Here is a 15,760-nt window from a genome sequence, read left to right on the forward strand (position 1 = left end):
AAATTCTCAAAAAGCAAGGGTGTCACCCTGAGCTTCGTCGAAGGGTTGAGCGCAGAGGCCTTACCCACCATGCTTCGACGGAGCTCAGCATGACACCTCTTTTTCGCTTTACAGCGGCCGGAGGCCGGGTAATAACGGTCGCTCGGCTGGAGCCGAGCGACTGCATGGGCTTTTTTTTAAGATAAGAATTTATGAGCCGCATCTATAACTTGATTCCTAATATCAGTTCCAGGATTCGTAATCCAAATTATAGAATCCGTTTCTCCTATCCTATGTTGAAAATAATTTCTTAGGCTACCTGAAATTTCAGCCTTATGTAAGGATTCTATATCATCTATTGCCTTATAAAATCTATTTATTTTTTCTTGATCCATAAATCAAATATATCAATTTCTGTCTATCCTAATTAAGCTACGATTATTCCGAAGAAATAACAAATTTGTCATTTCGAACGAGGCACGAGGAGAAATCTTTTGCAGTTAGAAGTCGAGATTTTGTATTACGCAAAAGATTTCTCTTTCGCACAACGCTCGGGCCCTGCCTGGCTTTATCGAAATGACAACTTTTTTTTTAGAAATATAATCTACCCAATAATCATTCTCTTTACGCCTTCACCCAATGTTCCTGCTCAATTTTCTTTTGCAGTTCAAGGATGGAGCCAATGAGGGCTTCGGGACGGGGCGGGCAGCCTTGTACGTATACGTCGACAGGGATCACCCTATCCACTCCTTTTACCACGTGGTAACCGTGTTGCCAGTACGGACCGCCGCAATTGGAGCAAGAGCCCATCGAGATCACGTATTTTGGCTCGGGCATTTGCTCGTACAGGCGTTTGATACGTTCGGCCATTTTAAAGGTAACCGTGCCGGCAATAATGATCACATCGGCCTGGCGGGCTGATGGGCGCGGGAAAACGCCGAAACGGTCCAGGTCATACGTAGAAGCCATAGAACCCATCATTTCAATAGCGCAGCAGGCTATCCCAAAGCTTAGGGGCCACAGGGACGATAGGCGCGCCCAGTTGAGCAGATCGTCTAGTTTGGTTACTACAACACCGCCGCTTTCACTCGTTATATCACTGCTCATTGGTTGGCTTTTTAAAGGTGGGTTTAAACATGGGTTTCTGGATAGGTGCGGCTTCGGCAGGTGCTTCTGCAACGGTCGCTTCGGCAATTACCGGCTCATTACCCATGCTAAAGGGTTTCACAACAAATTTTCCCTGCTCCATATTTAATTGTTCGTACAACGAAGCGGGAATGGTTACATCGGTAACAGGCACCACGGGTTTGGCTTTTATCCATTCCAGGTCGCCTTTGCGCCAAACGTATACCAGGCCCAATATCAGGATGCCTAAAAAAATAAACATTTCAGTCAGCGAGAACCATCCCCAGCGGGCATCCTGCGCTATAATTTCATGGCTGCCAAATACGGTTGCCCATGGAAAAATGAACACCATTTCTACATCGAACAGTAAGAATATCAGCGCTATTACATAAAACCGCGAATTGAAGGGCAGCCAGGCATTGCCGGTGGGTTCTTCGCCGCATTCGTACGAAGTTAATTTCTCGTAATTTGGATTTCTGGGAGCAAGCAGGCGGTTAATAAAAAATATTACACATACCATTATTATTCCGGTGATCAGGAAGATGAGTATCTTGCCAAATTCTGATATTTGCGAAACATCGGTCATGACTACAAATTTAACAAAACAAACCCATTTTGATGCAATAATTATTGGCGGCGGCGCCTGCGGACTCATGTGCGCCGTACAAGCCGGCTTTTTGGGCAAGCGTACGCTGATACTGGAAAAGGCCGACCGCGTGGGTGCCAAGATCCTCATCAGCGGGGGCGGCAGGTGCAATTACACCAACATGTATGCTACCGATCAGCAGTTTATATCGCAAAACCCGCACTTCTGTAAATCGGCCTTTTCACAATGGACGGTGGAAGATACCATCATCTTTTTTGAAACTTACGGCATTGAAGGTAAGGAGAAAACGCTGGGTCAACTTTTCCCGCTGAGCGATAAGGCTAAAGATGTGGTACAAGTTTTTATTGACCTGTGTGCCGATATGGACCAGGAGATCTGGTGCGATGCCGAAGTGAAAATGGTGGAAAAAACCGACGATGGTTTTACCGTACGGGCCGAAGTTAACGGCCGGCAGGAATACATCAGCGCCCCCAGTGTGGTAATTGCCGCCGGTGGATTGCCTATCCCTAAAATGGGCGCTACGGATTTTGGTCTGCGTACCGCGCGCCAGTTCGACCTTAAAATTGTGGATACCGCCCCTGCCCTGGTACCCCTTACCATTACAGGTAAAGATCAGCCCTGGTACGAGCAACTGAGCGGCAACAGTATTTTTTGCCGCGTTTGGAACGACAGGATCAGTTTTGAAGAAAACATCCTGTTTACCCATTGGGGATTGAGCGGTCCGGCCATCCTACAAATCTCCTCCTACTGGAAACCCGGCGAATACATCAACATCGACCTGCTCCCCAACCAAAACATAGCCGACCTGCTATTGCAAGAAAAAGAAGTCAACGGTAAAAAGATGCTGCTGGCATACTTAGCCAGCTTATACACCCGCAAATTTGCCGAAGCGCTGAGCGATAAACTACCGGTAGAGAAAAACCTGGCCTCGCTTACCAAAACAGATATCGAAAATATCAGCGAGCTGATACATGAGTTTAAAGTAAAACCTGCCGGTGATAAAGGCTACGACAAAGCCGAAGTAATGCGCGGCGGCGTATCCACTGATGAGCTATCGTCCAAAACGCTGGAAGCCAAAAAAGTTCCGGGCCTGTTTTTTGGTGGCGAATGTGTGGATGTTACCGGCTGGCTGGGTGGCTACAATTTTCAATGGGCATGGGCTAGTGGTTTTGTGATTGCGCAAAATATTTGAGTCGATACCATGTAGAGACGCATATTTGCGTCTCCCTGTTCAAGGCTTCTTTGCTCTGTATGACCTGAAACGCTATAAAAAGGGTGTCATGCTGAGCCCCGTCGAAGCATGGTGGGCAGGCCTCTGCGCACGCCCTTCGACAAGCTCAGGGTGACAGCCCCACTTATTATTTGTATTTAGCTCAATGCAAAGTCGACTCACCCGACCATCGCTGCGCTCGGTCACCCTTCGCCTGCGGCGGAAAGAGGGGATTTTTCTTTTTAGTTCCCTCCCCACGGGAGGGGTGCGGATGGTTGTGCATAAAGGCAGGGAGGGCTTTATGCGTGATGCAAGCTTACATGGTATAGAAACCCCTTCCTCCCCTTTCCGAGGGAAGGAATCGCACGGTCCTGGGCTTTTTTTCAAGTCAAAAAAGACAAGTCATCCTGAACTCGTTTCAGGATCCCACAGGACAGATTGACCATCATGCTGTATACCTTGCTTATGGGGTGCCGAAACAAGTTCGGCATGACTTCGGGGAGGTAATCAGAAAATCTTTTAATTACGCAATCAGCCCAAATTGTTTTAAGTGATGGGTAAAGTGTTTGCCGTGCCATATGAGCCATTCGTGGTGGTTCATGGGGCCGAAGCCTCCGTGGATGGCAGTGATGCCGGGTTGTTCAAAATAACGATCAAAGGCTTCCAGCTCCAACATTAATTGGTTAACTGCGGTTGGTATATCGGGGTATTGGTAATGCTCAGGCGGTGATTGAAAAACCACATTTCGCCCGATCTCCTTGTCGGAGTATACCATTAGCTGTTTCATTTGATAGGCCTTGTCGGCCGGCTGCTCACAAAAAGGTATTTTTTTGCCGTTTGTCCATTCTACCTGGTCAACCAGGTGTTCTACCATTTGCTGAGGTGTCATTTTACCCCAGATTGGTGTGGTATCGGGTTTAAGCGACAATAATAACCGTCGCAGTTCTGCCCGGTTGTTGATATCAAAGAATTGAGCCATTTTACCGTTCTACTATTTCATAATTCCTGTACTCTCCTATGCGCCAGCCGGTCAACTGTTCCACCCTTTGCAGAAATTTACGACGGAAGGTCATGTTTTTGCGGAGGGCCTTGGTGCTGAAATCGATCTTCCAATTGGTGGCGGCTATGCGTTTTTGCATGGGTGTAGGGTGTGTACCGTTAAAACGCACCAGTTTATCGGCATTGCCATAGTCAAACTCAAAAGTTTCGGGCAGGTTTTGCTCCATCCAGGCATCGTCGTGATAAAACTTGTTGAAGTTGCGGATCTTATTATTCAATCCCTGAGGTGGTTTTGCCCAGCCGTAGTGGTAGATATAAGCATCAATAAGTTTTACCTTGATCTTACGGTCGTTAAGCCTGAAACCCTGCGCATCGCGGTAGGCCCTGATACCCTTGATATTTTTCACCAAACGGATCTCGCGGCGGTACCAGCGACGGGAATCGCCATAATAATCATACGAGCCATAAAAGTGCAGGTATTTGAACAGCAGCCCCTCGATGTTGGGTTTGTTCAGCGCCTCCTCCATTTCTTTTTTGATGAGGGGGTGATATTTTTCGTGCACAGCTTCGTCGCCCTGAATGTAGAAAGCCCAGTCGGTATCTGGGGATATGGCATCAAAAGCTTTATCGGTCTCTACAGCAAAAACGCGTCCGCCATCCTTTAAAGAATCGTCCCAAACCGAATCAATGATCCTAATCTTGGGCGAACCTATGGCTTCGATCAATTCACGGGTACCATCATCAGAGTTTCCGGACATCACAATGAATTCATCGCACAGCGGCAAAATAGAGGTAATCGCTTCAACAATGGGATAGTCGTTTTTAACCGCGTTTCTGATAAAGGTAAATCCGGATACTTTCATTAAGCCAAAGGTATTTAAACAGGGGATAATTTTGGTAAAAGTAGATGGATATTTATTGCAGTCCCAAATTAGCTTGTGCATTTTGTTCATCCAATCTTCATGTTATTTTACAACCTTCAAACGCTATTCTGCGTAACACAGTTAAAGCCCATCTACCTCCCAATTTTAAAGGAATCAATTAATTATTAGCTAAGAGCTTAAACTTGTACTAAACCCGTCACCCTGCAATCAGTTTAAACATGGATATCATCAGACGAGACAACATTACCTACGACGAGTTTATGGAAGAGCATTATAAGCCGGGCATTCCGCTGGTTTTTACTAATGCTGCCAAAGTGTGGAAGGCTAACGGACTGTTTAGTCCGGATTGGTTCCGGGCCAATTACCCCGACCGCAAAACCGATTGCCGGGGCATCACTTATACCATGCAGCAGGTGATGGACATGGTGGAGGCTGCTACCGAGGATAAACCCGCGCCCTATCCTATCATATTTGATATCCCAGCTACCTTACCTGAAATATTACCCCTGCTTGATCCGCTCGATCTGAACTATGCATCACCCAACTGGCTCAAAAATAAAATGTTCAGCATTGGCAAATGGGGCGGCGCTACCGAAATGTTTGTGGGCGGCCCGGGTGGCAAGTTCCCTTACATGCACATTGATTATTACCACCTGAATGCCTGGATAACGCAGCTGTATGGCGAAAAGCGTTTCACCGTTTTTCCGCGTGGGCAGGAACATCTGCTTTACCCCCGCCCCGATGATCCCTGGCGCTCGGAACTCAATGTTTTTGAACCAGATTACGAGAAATATCCACTATTTAAAGATGCCACCCCCATTAATTTTGTAGTCGGCCCCGGCGAAACCTTGTTTATCCCTTTTGGTACCTGGCATACGGCTTATTCGCTTACACCTACCATTTCTGTTGCTTTTGATACCCTCAACAGCAAAAACCACAAGGAATTTATGAAAGATGTGTGGATCTTTAAAAAACGCGACAACAAACTGAAAGCCGTTGCCATGTATGCCTATGCCGCAGTGGCTACGCAAACATCAAAGCTTAGTGAGGCTTTGAGGGGGAGGTAACCCCTCTAAATCTCCCCAAAGGGGAGACTTCAAAAAAGCTTTAAAAGCCCTCTCCTTTGGAGAGGGTTGGGTGAGGTCCTAAGAAATGACGTGGATTTCTAATTACCTGCTTCGGCCATGTCTACCCTAAAGACTACAATTTTTATAGATTTTTATCCCGATAAAACCAAAAAAATGTTGATTTTTGAAACCTACAAAACAGCATACAACATTGGTTATCACAAATCCCAAATACGAAGAAGCTTTAAATAACTACCATAAAAAAATAGCTGATGCCAGCGTGGAAGATATGGTGCTTAATATGGGCCCGCAACATCCTTCTACCCACGGTGTTTTGCGTTTGGAGCTGATCACCGATGGCGAAATTGTAAAGGAGGTGATCCCGCATATCGGTTACCTGCACCGCTGTTTCGAGAAACACGCCGAATCATTAACCTACCAGCAAACCATTCCCTTTACCGACAGGATGGACTACCTGGCATCCATGAACAACAGTCACGCTTTTGTGATGGGTGTAGAACGGATGATGGGTATTGATAAAGATATTCCCAAACGGGTGGAATATATCCGGGTACTGGTTTGCGAGCTTAACCGCATTGCCTCGCACTTGATAGCCATTGGCACTTATGGTATCGACATAGGTGCTTTTACACCCTTTTTATGGTGCTTTAGGGACCGCGAACATATTATGGGCATGCTGGAATGGGTTTCGGGCTCGCGCATGCTGTACAATTATATATGGGTTGGTGGTTTGTTTTATGATCTGCCGGTGGGTTTTGAGGAACGCTGCCGCGAGTTTGTAGAATATTTTAAACCTAAAATGGTAGAGCTTAACCAGCTGCTTACCGATAACCAGGTGTTTATATCGCGCACGGCCAATGTGGGTGTGCTGCCCCTGGATGTGGCTATTAACTACGGCTGCTCGGGCCCTATGCTGCGGGCATCTGGTTTGAAATGGGACCTACGGCGCATTGATAACTACTCGGCTTATCCCGAGCTTGATTTTGAAATCCCGGTGGGTACCGGCCTGATGGGTACCGTAGGCGACTGCTGGGACCGCTACAAGGTGCGTGTGGATGAGATCGAGCAATCATTACGAATAGTGGACCAATGCCTCGACCGCCTGCAAAACGAACTGAAACGCACACCCGATTTCGATCCCCGTGCTAAAATGCCGCGTAAAACCATTCCAAAAGCGCAGGATTACTATGTGCGCTGCGAGGGTGCCAAAGGCGAGCTGGGCTTTTACTTTATGGCCGACGGCAAATCCGAGATCCCTACCCGTGTAAAATCGCGCGGACCAAGTTTTAATAATCTTTCCGTACTGCCCGAAATATCCAAAGGCGTACTCATCGCCGATCTGATAGCCATTGTAGGTTCTATCGATTTTGTATTGGGCGAGGTGGATAGGTAACCCCCTATTTTTTCTATTTTTTTCTTTGTCAGCAGAACAGCTTCGGGTGAAATCAGACAGAACATGCTGGCTTGTGCGACGGCAGGGGCATTAGCAAATCTTGCGAAGCATTGGAACTGAGCGAATGCAGTGGGGCGAGGTTTAGCAGCCCGTGGTTCTGTCGGATTTGCAGGGCAAAAGCCTTGTGCGGCAAAGAAGCATTTCTGGTGACTTGATCTTTTGGTTACTTTTGTATCAAGACAAAAGTAACAGCCTTAGCGGCAATTGAGCGCTCTACGACTTGCATTATTCGCCCTGTATAAAGGGGATTGCTTCGTACCTCGCAATGACGTTGGTGATATCCCCTCAAACAAAAAAAGAGGCACCTTACGGCACCTCCTTTTCATTTTAATATATTAACTTTTATTGGATTGGGCTAATTATTGATTGTAAACTTTAACCATGAAAACATAGTTTCTAAGTTTCTTTATTTGCTGAGGACGGCTTAAACCGGCCAGCGTATTTTTGGTATTTAAGGTTAATGATTTGCTTAATGAATCAGATGGTATATTTTGGATAGCTTTTAACAGATAAGCCGATTTTACCGCGAACGCTGCTCCTGCTACCTGGGTTTGTTTGGCGTTGATGATACCGATCACATTTCCTTTATCATCCAATAAGGGACCACCGCTGTTACCTGGGTTAACCGGGATAGAAACCTGATATTCGGTAGTGTCGCCCTGGTAACCTGTTGTCGATGTTAGTCCACCCAGTCCAATAACAACCTTACTGTCCGGATAGCCAATAGTAAATACGTTTTCGCCAAGATCTGTAGATGAACGTTTAAAGTTATAAGGCACCGCGGCCAAACCTTCAAAAGCTTCATCATTGATCTGTAATACAGCAATGTCATTGCCTGGCTCGGTATAGATCACCTTACTGTGGAATGATTCACCGGCAGCATTTTGAACATATACAGAATCCGCGTCTTTAATAACATGGTAATTGGTAACGATATATCCGTTTGATGAAAGCGCGAAACCGGTACCCCTGAAATTACCTGGGTTGGTTATTCTCTTGCTTCCTTTTATATCATTTATGATGCTATTAGTACGGGTGTTCAATGTTGCCTGCGATTGTTTGATCTTGCCAATCTCCTGGCTTAACTGCTCAAAGTTCGATTCGTGGTTATTCAGTTTACCGGTAAAGAACAGGGTACCCAGAATAGCGAAAATAGCTATGGATGCTGCTACCGATATTTTAGAATGGTGGTTACGCCACATGCGCACTACCCAGGTTGGATGGATGGTTACTTCTTCTTTCAAAGCATGTACATCAATCTCGTCATGAATAGCGTTCAAGCGTTTTTCAAGCTCCAGGCGTTCGCCGTATTGTTTTAGTAAACCAATAAACTGCATGTGCTCGGCAACCCGGCTTTCTACAGTCGCATCGTTTTTGCGGAGCAATTCAAACTGGGTACGCTCTTCGGCGGTCATGCTGCCGTCAAGGTACCTTTCAATTAATTCCGTAAGTTGGTGATCACTCATCTCTTTGCTTTCCTTCCTTATTTCTGCTGAAAAAATAACTTTTTCAGCCTTTGCAGGCATTTATATTTTTGTGTTTTGGCATTATCAGCATTAGTATAGCCAAAACGTTCGCAGATATCCTGCATTGATCTGTTATGTATATAAAAATCTTCCATAATGGTTTTGCAGGGTTCGCCCAGCAATTGCAGGGCACTTTCCATTTTACTGAACTGTATATCCCTTTCATTATGGTCATCAACCTCTTCATCAACAGGCAGGTACTCTTCAAAATCACGAATATCGCCTCCGTACCTGTTCATGTGGCTAAGCCTTTTGAGCCAAAGCCTGCGGCAAACCGAATAAATATAAGTTTTAAGCTTACTGCTTAGTTCGAATTTGCCCGATTTGATCTTATTATAAAGAACGATGATCGCTTCCTGGTAAATATCTTTGGCATCATCCTCATCCCCGTTGTTATTGACAATTAACTGTAGTATCATCGGAAAATAGGTAGTGTATAACTTTTTTAACACTATTTCCGAGTTGTTAAGTATACCAAGAACTATCTCGCTATCTGTTGGTGCCGAAGCTTTTAACTCTTTATTCACTCTTAATACTATTTATACGAAATTGTAACCCATCATTATAAAAAATAATTTATCTAAAATAAATTATTAGCATTAACCCGGATATTTAGTGTTGTAACAATTATGCGCCCGAATGTTTCATCCGTTTTAATACAATAATTGAAACAAGGTAACCCAAGCCTATTTTAACCCATTTTTTTACAAGATGGCAAATCTGCAATAAAAAAACCCGGCCTCAAAAACATTTCGTCAAACAGCTGCCAACCCAGGCATATGCAGGCTATTTTGCCCCAAAATCCGGACAGGTTACCTTTTTGTTTTCATTGTATTAACATCAAAAAAAACAATTAAAATTTAAAACTTACCCAAAATGAAAAATTCAATCAAATGCGGCCTGGCCGCATTTGCAATCGCTATTTCTTTCACTGCTTGTGATCCTGCTTCAAAAGCTCCAGCTAACTCAACCCCGGTTGATTCAGGCAAAACAGTTGCTGTTGATTCTGCTAAAAAAGCCATTACCGATTCGACAAAAGCAACAGTTGCTGATTCTGCAAAAGCTACTCTCCCGGATTCAACTAAAACATAATCTGCGAACTAGCAGGGATCAAACCGAAGCGTATAAAAACAACCGGAAATAAACCAGGACTTGTTGTTTGTACTGGGTTATGTAGAGCCTAAAAAAGCCGCTCTGGGGAGCGGCTTTTGCCATTTAGTGGGTCTTTTTATTTGTCACTTGTTGTAAGGTTAACGCAATGTTCGCGGCAATTATTGCGTGAAAAAAAATATAGTACAAAATGCTTTTTTAACAGTTGATTATCAAATACTTTTGAATATTCGGTGCTGTTTTTTATTGAAACATTCACCTCTCCGGGCGTACTAAAAGCAATTGTAAACCAAATAAAAAAACATGGCGAAAACTATCATTAAGGGTTCATTTGTATTTAATTTTCAGGATGTCGACAAAACAAAGCTCAACGTTGTTGGGGGTAAAGGCGCAAACCTGGGCGAGCTTTCCAGGATCGAAGGTATCCACGTACCGGATGGCTTTTGTATCTCTACCGAGGCTTTTAAAAGAGTAATTAATGAAACACCGTCTATTAACGAGTTACTCGACCGGCTATCACTTCTAAAGGTAGAAGACCGGGGTAAGATCAGTGAACTAAGTGGTAAGATTCGCAGAACCATCGAAGGAATAACCATTCCTCAGGACATTAATGAAGAGATTACCCGCTTCCTCTCCGGGCTTGATGAAAAAAATGCCTACGCGGTACGGTCAAGCGCAACTGCCGAAGATTTACCCACGGCTTCTTTTGCAGGTCAGCAGGATACCTATTTGAACATTATCGGGAAAGAGGCTATCTTAAAACATGTCAGTAAGTGCTGGGCATCGTTGTTTACCAATAGGGCAATAACTTATCGCATTCAAAACGGTTTTGATCATCGTAAGGTTCACCTTTCGGTAGTTGTTCAGCAAATGGTTTTCCCCGAGGCGGCCGGAATTTTATTTACTGCCGACCCGGTTACCGGTAACCGGAAAGTATTATCCATTGATGCCAGCTTCGGCCTTGGCGAAGCCATGGTATCGGGCCTGGTGAATGCCGATCTGTATCAGGTGCGTAATGGGCAGATCATCGATAAAAAAATACCCACCAAAAAACTGGCTATCTATGCCTTAAAAGATGGTGGTACCAAAGAACAGGAGATTGAGCCAGGACAACAGAACAAGCAAGCGCTGACGGATGAACAGATCTTACAATTGGAGCGCATAGGCCGAAAGATCGAAGCACATTTCGGTAGCCCCCAGGACATCGAATGGTGTTTGGCCGGCGATACATCCGATAACTATCTGATTTATATTGTACAAAGCAGACCGATCACTACTTTATATCCGGTTCCTGAAGTAGATGATCAGGAAAATCACGTGTATGTATCTGTCGGTCATCAACAAATGATGACTGACGCCATGAAACCATTGGGATTATCTTTTTTCCTGTTAACGACTGCTGCGCACATGCGCACAGCCGGTGGGAGGTTGTTTGTTGATATTACACAGATGCTGGCTTCAGCTGCCGGCAGACACACGTTGTTAAATGTTCTTGGGAAGTCCGATCCGCTCATCAAAGACGCATTGACGAGCATCATTGAGCGGGGAGATTTTTTAAAACCATTGCCGGATGATAAAGAAGAACCAGGGCCTGCTAAAAATGTGCTGAATAGAGATTATCAGGCACTAAACGACTACGATCCGGCAATCGTCTCTGAACTGATCAAGAATAGTCAAACATGGATAGAATCGTTAAAACAAAACATCCGGTCGAAATCAGGATCGGATGTGTTTGATTTTATCCTGGAAGATATCCAGCAACTCAAAAAAGCCTCAGCTAACTCACAAAGTTTTGAGGTGATTATGACTGGAATGAATGCTTTATCATGGATCAATGAAAAAATGAACGAATGGTTAGGTGAGAAAAATGCAGGAGATACACTTTCTCAATCTGTGCCAAACAATATTACTTCGGAAATGGGCCTGGAATTATTGCATGTTGCCGATGTGATTCGTCCGTACCCGGCAGTAATTGAATATTTGCAACAGGCAGAAGATGATAACTTTTTGGATGGACTGGTTCAATTTAATGGTGGGCAGGAAATTCGGGACACTATTGATACTTATCTCAACAAATACGGAATGCGATGTGCCGGGGAAATCGATATTACGAAAACCCGCTGGAGCGAAAAACCAATTACACTTGTCCCAACTATTCTCAATAACATTAAAAACTTTGAACCTGGGGCTGGCAACCGGAGATTTGAGCAAGGGCGGCAGGAGGCTTTGAAAAAAGAGCAGGAATTATTAGATCGGTTGGCGCCATTACCGGATGGCGAACAAAAAGTCAAAGAAACAAAACGAATGATCGACCTGATCCGGAATTTCGCCGGTTATCGTGAATATCCAAAATACGGAATTGTTAGCCGTTACTTCGTTTATAAGCAGGCTTTATGGAAAGAAGCCGAACAACTGATACAAGCCAACGTTATTCATGCAAAAGAAGATATTTACTATCTCAGCTTTGAAGAACTCAGAGAAGTGGTAGAAACGCATCAGCTGGATTATCATCTTATCGATAAACGAAAAGACGAGTATAAATTATATGAAAAACTAAACCCGCCACGTATTATGACCTCTGACGGCGAAATCATTACTGGTAAATATAAACACGATGATCTCCCGACCGGGGCTATTGCTGGCCTGGCTGTGTCATCCGGAGTAATAGAGGGACGGGCACGGGTGATCTTAAATATGGAAGATGCTGACCTGGAAGATGGGGATATATTAGTGACCTCTTTCACTGATCCCAGTTGGACACCATTGTTTGTATCCATCAAAGGGCTGGTTACCGAAGTTGGTGGATTGATGACCCATGGAGCAGTTATAGCACGTGAATATGGCTTACCAGCCGTTGTTGGAGTGGATAATGCCACAAAACTCATCAAAGACAGGCAGCGGATCCGGGTGAATGGAACGGACGGATATATTGAAATGCTATAATGTAGATATTGGAGGAATTGCCGTATTTCTGGATGAAAAGCCTTAGCAAGGAAAAAGCAGCGGCTATTTACCAACATGAAAAATTAATTTTATTTTTTTTAAAAAACGTGGGTTACCTTTTATGTTTACGAGTATTAACACCCGAAAACGATCACAAAATATTTAAATTTTAAAACTCACAAAATGAAAAATTCTTTCAAATTAGGTTTCTTAGCATTAGCTATCGCTGTTTCTTTCGCAGCTTGTAAAGGTTCTGGTTCAGCTTCTGCTACCGATTCTGCTAAAACTGATTCTGCTAAAACTACTGCTGTTGATTCAGCTAAAACTGATTCTGCTAAAACTGATTCAGCTAAAGTTGACACTGCAAAAAAAGATACAACTAAGAAATAATTTCACTGCAATATAAAAGGCGTTAGAAATACAAATTTCGATTCCTTTTTATTGATTTTTTAGTTATTCGTTAATTTATAAAGGGTAACCTGTAATTTTTTTTCAAAATTATGGGTTACCTTTTTTTGTTTACCGTATTAACAAGAAAACTATTAAATCACTTATTAAAAAATTAAACATGAAAAATTCATTCAAATTAGGTTTCTTAGCATTAGCTATCGCTGTTTCTTTCGCTGCTTGTAAAGGTTCTGGTTCAGCAGGTTCTGCTGACTCAGCTAAAATGGACTCAGCTAAAATGGATTCTGCAAAAACTACTGCTGTTGATTCAGCTAAAGCGGATACTGCTAAAAAAGACACCACTAAAAAAGACACTACTAAGAAATAATTTTTCATTTTTTAGAAACAAAAGAAACGCCCTGGTTTACCGGGGCGTTTTTTTTGTGCCCTTCATCTTCAAAACAATTTGTGCGGATATCGCTTCATATGATAAGTTGATACGATATGAAATATTCTGAATGGCAATTACTCAGTAAGGACGAACGCAAAAACATAGGCTGGCATCGGCACCCACGCATGAAAACAGCCACCCTTTTTAGTATTGTTTTGATCATAGTTGTTATCGCAGTAGTTTTGGGCATTAGTAAAAACAGCACGGTACATCTTAATCGTAAACCTACGGGCCAGGAAGCTTTTCATATGGCCCAGGGAATTGTGAAGGATCATTTAAAACAACCCACAACGACCCAGTTTCCTGATCATGATTTTAAACCTCTGATTGATACCGCAACCAACAGTTACCAGATCCGGTCGACAGTAAAGGCATTGAACATTGATGGCAAAACAATAAACTCAACATGGGTAGTGGATATGACTTATACGGGCGGCGATTGGTCTGAAAAAACAAGCTGGCAGGTTAAATCCGTAAGTATATCGCCAGAAAACTAAGCAGCAAAACATATTGATATAAAAAAGACCGGCTACTGGCCGGTCTTTTTGTATAACATGAGCATCATCTTTTTATTAAACCCGATCGCGCAGCGCCTTTATTTCATCATGGGCATCAAGCAGCTCATCAAGCTGTGTGTTTACCACCTCGCGTAAGTGAGCCGATAAATGTTCCTCTTCAAGGGCTTCCCGATAGGCTTTAACAATAGCATCTTCTCCAAACTCGCATTCTTCCAGTATATCATGGGTATCATGAGCAGTAAACGCGGCCTTAACATCAAGCCATGTTCTGTGAATTTTACCGCTGGTGGTTGTCCAGTTATCGATATCCTGTCCTAATGCCTGAATTTCGGTACCCAGCTCCAGCTTAAACCGGTGGCTATCGCCAATCAACGTAGTAAATAGTGATTTAAGATCACTCTCGTTATCCTTTAAGTCTTTTAAAGCGCGTTGATATCCCTCAATGCGATCATTATTAATCTGTACCAGGTCATTTAATACCTCGGCTGTTGCTTTTGTGTTTTCCATAATTGTAAGTTTTATATAGAAGCAACAGCCTAAGCAATTAAATTGTTTAATTTAAAATAAATAATTTATCTTATTTATAAATTACGCTTTATGATTTTCCGCGGAACAAAGAGATGATCCAGATCAATACCAGGATAACCACAACCACCGCTATAATGCCTGTAATGGCACCGGCTTTAAATATCCCTTCAATCACTGAACAACCACTGATGGTGAACAGCAACAGGGCAATAACTGCCCAATGTGTGTTTTTCATATTTCGATTATTTGGTTAACGATAATATTTACTACAGTAGTGCATAGTTTTTTGTTTGCTGTAAACTATACCAGCCACACACCTATCAAAAAGCACTACCCTCAGGTTAAACTTTTATACTGTAGATTAAAAAAATAGACTGCTGCTATAATTTGATGTTTCACCAAATATTGGAATGATTTATGCTTATATCTTATAAATAATTTTGACAGTAATTACAATTTAATTTAAACCTTAAGAAAGATTAACAGTCCAAATGATCAGTGTGAGGAATAATAAGATGGGCAAAAAGATTACAAGTACCTAAACCACTAACAATCAATTAGCTTAAGAAAAATAATTATCAGTATTAAAATAGAATACTTACCTAATTGAAAGTTAAAACTTACATACTTATAGTGCATGTTTTCATCAAACATTAAAGCTAACTGAATTAATTTACATAAATTTGCATTACATTTTCCACAATATATTACGCCTAATAATATGAGTTTACAAATACAATCGAATATCCATTGCGAATATTGCATTAAATGTGGCGAACGACCGCAAGTTGAGCAAGTCAAAAAGTATTGGATTATTGCCTGCCCTAATAAAGACTGCAAAAATCTTGTAAAAGATGAGTTTGTTAATTTTGCAGCCTGGAACAGGCTTAACAAAACCAACACAAATATTAACTCTAACCAAACGCTTAAAAAAATCGCTTAGTATTCAAGC

At 42.9% G+C, this 15,760-nt stretch carries 18 protein-coding genes; 9 read left to right on the forward strand and 9 right to left on the reverse strand.

Translation table 11 applies throughout. The annotated features are described in order from the left end of the window. Positions 1-176 precede the first annotated feature (176 nt). From BLR84_RS14045 to BLR84_RS14055, 3 genes are all read right to left on the reverse strand, one after another. Positions 177-374, reverse strand: coding sequence for a hypothetical protein (locus BLR84_RS14045; protein ID WP_090468903.1), 198 nt, complete (start codon positions 372-374; stop codon positions 177-179). 229 nt (positions 375-603) lie between these two features. Next, positions 604-1,086 carry an NADH-quinone oxidoreductase subunit B gene (locus BLR84_RS14050; protein ID WP_090468904.1) on the reverse strand — a complete coding sequence of 161 codons (483 nt, stop codon included), beginning with the start codon at positions 1,084-1,086 and terminating at the stop codon, positions 604-606. After that, positions 1,076-1,690 carry an NADH-quinone oxidoreductase subunit A gene (locus tag BLR84_RS14055; protein ID WP_090468906.1) on the reverse strand — a complete coding sequence of 205 codons (615 nt, stop codon included), beginning with the start codon at positions 1,688-1,690 and terminating at the stop codon, positions 1,076-1,078. Before BLR84_RS14055 ends, BLR84_RS14050 begins: the two co-directional genes overlap by 11 nt. Here BLR84_RS14055 and BLR84_RS14060 point away from each other — a divergent pair. After that, complete coding sequence (locus BLR84_RS14060; RefSeq protein WP_090468908.1) at positions 1,689-2,903, forward strand: BaiN/RdsA family NAD(P)/FAD-dependent oxidoreductase; 1,215 nt, start codon at positions 1,689-1,691, stop codon at positions 2,901-2,903. The two genes, BLR84_RS14055 and BLR84_RS14060, sit on opposite strands and share 2 nt — an antisense overlap. Positions 2,904-3,444: 541 nt before the next feature. On the opposite strand, the gene BLR84_RS14065 is transcribed toward BLR84_RS14060, so the two are convergent. Both BLR84_RS14065 and BLR84_RS14070 read right to left on the reverse strand, forming a co-directional pair. Then, on the reverse strand, positions 3,445-3,900 hold the full coding sequence (locus BLR84_RS14065) for a hypothetical protein (RefSeq protein WP_090468911.1): 456 nt from the start codon (positions 3,898-3,900) through the stop codon (positions 3,445-3,447). Between the two features lies 1 nt (position 3,901). Continuing rightward, on the reverse strand, positions 3,902-4,783 hold the full coding sequence (locus tag BLR84_RS14070; RefSeq protein WP_090469342.1) for a glycosyl transferase: 882 nt from the start codon (positions 4,781-4,783) through the stop codon (positions 3,902-3,904). Between the two features lie 239 nt (positions 4,784-5,022). Between BLR84_RS14070 and BLR84_RS14075 the strand changes: the two genes are divergently transcribed. Beyond that, positions 5,023-5,871, forward strand: coding sequence for a cupin-like domain-containing protein (locus BLR84_RS14075; protein WP_090468912.1), 849 nt, complete (start codon positions 5,023-5,025; stop codon positions 5,869-5,871). Between the two features lie 217 nt (positions 5,872-6,088). Beyond that, positions 6,089-7,285 carry an NADH-quinone oxidoreductase subunit D gene (locus tag BLR84_RS14080; protein ID WP_090469345.1) on the forward strand — a complete coding sequence of 399 codons (1,197 nt, stop codon included), beginning with the start codon at positions 6,089-6,091 and terminating at the stop codon, positions 7,283-7,285. Positions 7,286-7,704: 419 nt separating this feature from the next. Here BLR84_RS14080 and BLR84_RS14085 read toward each other — a convergent pair whose 3' ends face one another. Together BLR84_RS14085 and BLR84_RS14090 are read right to left on the reverse strand one after the other, a co-directional pair. Further along, a complete protein-coding gene (locus BLR84_RS14085; RefSeq protein WP_090468914.1) occupies positions 7,705-8,811 on the reverse strand; it encodes a S1 family peptidase in 1,107 nt (368 codons plus the stop codon). A 17-nt stretch (positions 8,812-8,828) separates the two neighbouring features. Then, complete coding sequence (locus BLR84_RS14090; RefSeq protein WP_090468915.1) at positions 8,829-9,398, reverse strand: RNA polymerase sigma factor; 570 nt, start codon at positions 9,396-9,398, stop codon at positions 8,829-8,831. 349 nt (positions 9,399-9,747) lie between these two features. On the opposite strand from BLR84_RS14090, the gene BLR84_RS14095 reads away from it, so the two are divergent. From BLR84_RS14095 to BLR84_RS14115, 5 genes are all read left to right on the forward strand, one after another. Continuing rightward, positions 9,748-9,963, forward strand: a complete 216-nt coding sequence (locus BLR84_RS14095) for a hypothetical protein (protein ID WP_090468917.1) — start codon at positions 9,748-9,750, stop codon at positions 9,961-9,963. A 321-nt stretch (positions 9,964-10,284) separates the two neighbouring features. Next, a complete protein-coding gene (gene ppsA, locus BLR84_RS14100) occupies positions 10,285-12,924 on the forward strand; it encodes a phosphoenolpyruvate synthase (protein WP_090468918.1) in 2,640 nt (879 codons plus the stop codon). A gap of 183 nt (positions 12,925-13,107) precedes the next feature. Continuing rightward, positions 13,108-13,314, forward strand: a complete 207-nt coding sequence (locus BLR84_RS14105; protein WP_090468920.1) for a hypothetical protein — start codon at positions 13,108-13,110, stop codon at positions 13,312-13,314. A 178-nt stretch (positions 13,315-13,492) separates the two neighbouring features. Beyond that, on the forward strand, positions 13,493-13,699 hold the full coding sequence (locus BLR84_RS14110; RefSeq protein ID WP_090468923.1) for a hypothetical protein: 207 nt from the start codon (positions 13,493-13,495) through the stop codon (positions 13,697-13,699). A 116-nt stretch (positions 13,700-13,815) separates the two neighbouring features. Beyond that, on the forward strand, positions 13,816-14,259 hold the full coding sequence (locus BLR84_RS14115; protein ID WP_090468924.1) for a hypothetical protein: 444 nt from the start codon (positions 13,816-13,818) through the stop codon (positions 14,257-14,259). A 75-nt stretch (positions 14,260-14,334) separates the two neighbouring features. Here the strand turns inward: BLR84_RS14115 and BLR84_RS14120 are convergent, their stop codons facing one another. Together BLR84_RS14120 and BLR84_RS30045 are read right to left on the reverse strand one after the other, a co-directional pair. Beyond that, entirely contained in the window at positions 14,335-14,787 is a 453-nt protein-coding gene (locus tag BLR84_RS14120; protein WP_090468926.1) for a ferritin-like domain-containing protein, read from the reverse strand. An 88-nt stretch (positions 14,788-14,875) separates the two neighbouring features. Continuing rightward, a complete protein-coding gene (locus BLR84_RS30045) occupies positions 14,876-15,043 on the reverse strand; it encodes a hypothetical protein (RefSeq protein WP_176852064.1) in 168 nt (55 codons plus the stop codon). A gap of 486 nt (positions 15,044-15,529) precedes the next feature. On the opposite strand from BLR84_RS30045, the gene BLR84_RS14125 reads away from it, so the two are divergent. Further along, positions 15,530-15,751, forward strand: a complete 222-nt coding sequence (locus tag BLR84_RS14125; protein ID WP_090468928.1) for a hypothetical protein — start codon at positions 15,530-15,532, stop codon at positions 15,749-15,751. Positions 15,752-15,760 lie beyond the last annotated feature (9 nt).

The organism is Mucilaginibacter sp. OK268 (assembly GCF_900103125.1).
Taxonomy (GTDB): Bacteria; Bacteroidota; Bacteroidia; order Sphingobacteriales; family Sphingobacteriaceae; genus Mucilaginibacter.

What these genes read in the sequence shown, in the direction of transcription:
- BLR84_RS14045 (WP_090468903.1), bottom strand. Translation starts at nt 374, where the DNA reads ATGGATCAAGAAAAAATAAATAGATTTTATAAGGCAATAGATGATATA.
- BLR84_RS14050 (WP_090468904.1), bottom strand. Translation starts at nt 1,086, where the DNA reads ATGAGCAGTGATATAACGAGTGAAAGCGGCGGTGTTGTAGTAACCAAA.
- BLR84_RS14060 (WP_090468908.1), top strand. Translation starts at nt 1,689, where the DNA reads ATGACTACAAATTTAACAAAACAAACCCATTTTGATGCAATAATTATT.
- BLR84_RS14055 (WP_090468906.1), bottom strand. Translation starts at nt 1,690, where the DNA reads ATGACCGATGTTTCGCAAATATCAGAATTTGGCAAGATACTCATCTTC.
- BLR84_RS14065 (WP_090468911.1), bottom strand. Translation starts at nt 3,900, where the DNA reads ATGGCTCAATTCTTTGATATCAACAACCGGGCAGAACTGCGACGGTTA.
- BLR84_RS14070 (WP_090469342.1), bottom strand. Translation starts at nt 4,783, where the DNA reads ATGAAAGTATCCGGATTTACCTTTATCAGAAACGCGGTTAAAAACGAC.
- BLR84_RS14075 (WP_090468912.1), top strand. Translation starts at nt 5,023, where the DNA reads ATGGATATCATCAGACGAGACAACATTACCTACGACGAGTTTATGGAA.
- BLR84_RS14085 (WP_090468914.1), bottom strand. Translation starts at nt 8,811, where the DNA reads ATGAGTGATCACCAACTTACGGAATTAATTGAAAGGTACCTTGACGGC.
- BLR84_RS14095 (WP_090468917.1), top strand. Translation starts at nt 9,748, where the DNA reads ATGAAAAATTCAATCAAATGCGGCCTGGCCGCATTTGCAATCGCTATT.
- ppsA (WP_090468918.1), top strand. Translation starts at nt 10,285, where the DNA reads ATGGCGAAAACTATCATTAAGGGTTCATTTGTATTTAATTTTCAGGAT.
- BLR84_RS14105 (WP_090468920.1), top strand. Translation starts at nt 13,108, where the DNA reads ATGAAAAATTCTTTCAAATTAGGTTTCTTAGCATTAGCTATCGCTGTT.
- BLR84_RS14110 (WP_090468923.1), top strand. Translation starts at nt 13,493, where the DNA reads ATGAAAAATTCATTCAAATTAGGTTTCTTAGCATTAGCTATCGCTGTT.
- BLR84_RS14115 (WP_090468924.1), top strand. Translation starts at nt 13,816, where the DNA reads ATGAAATATTCTGAATGGCAATTACTCAGTAAGGACGAACGCAAAAAC.
- BLR84_RS14120 (WP_090468926.1), bottom strand. Translation starts at nt 14,787, where the DNA reads ATGGAAAACACAAAAGCAACAGCCGAGGTATTAAATGACCTGGTACAG.
- BLR84_RS30045 (WP_176852064.1), bottom strand. Translation starts at nt 15,043, where the DNA reads ATGAAAAACACACATTGGGCAGTTATTGCCCTGTTGCTGTTCACCATC.
- BLR84_RS14125 (WP_090468928.1), top strand. Translation starts at nt 15,530, where the DNA reads ATGAGTTTACAAATACAATCGAATATCCATTGCGAATATTGCATTAAA.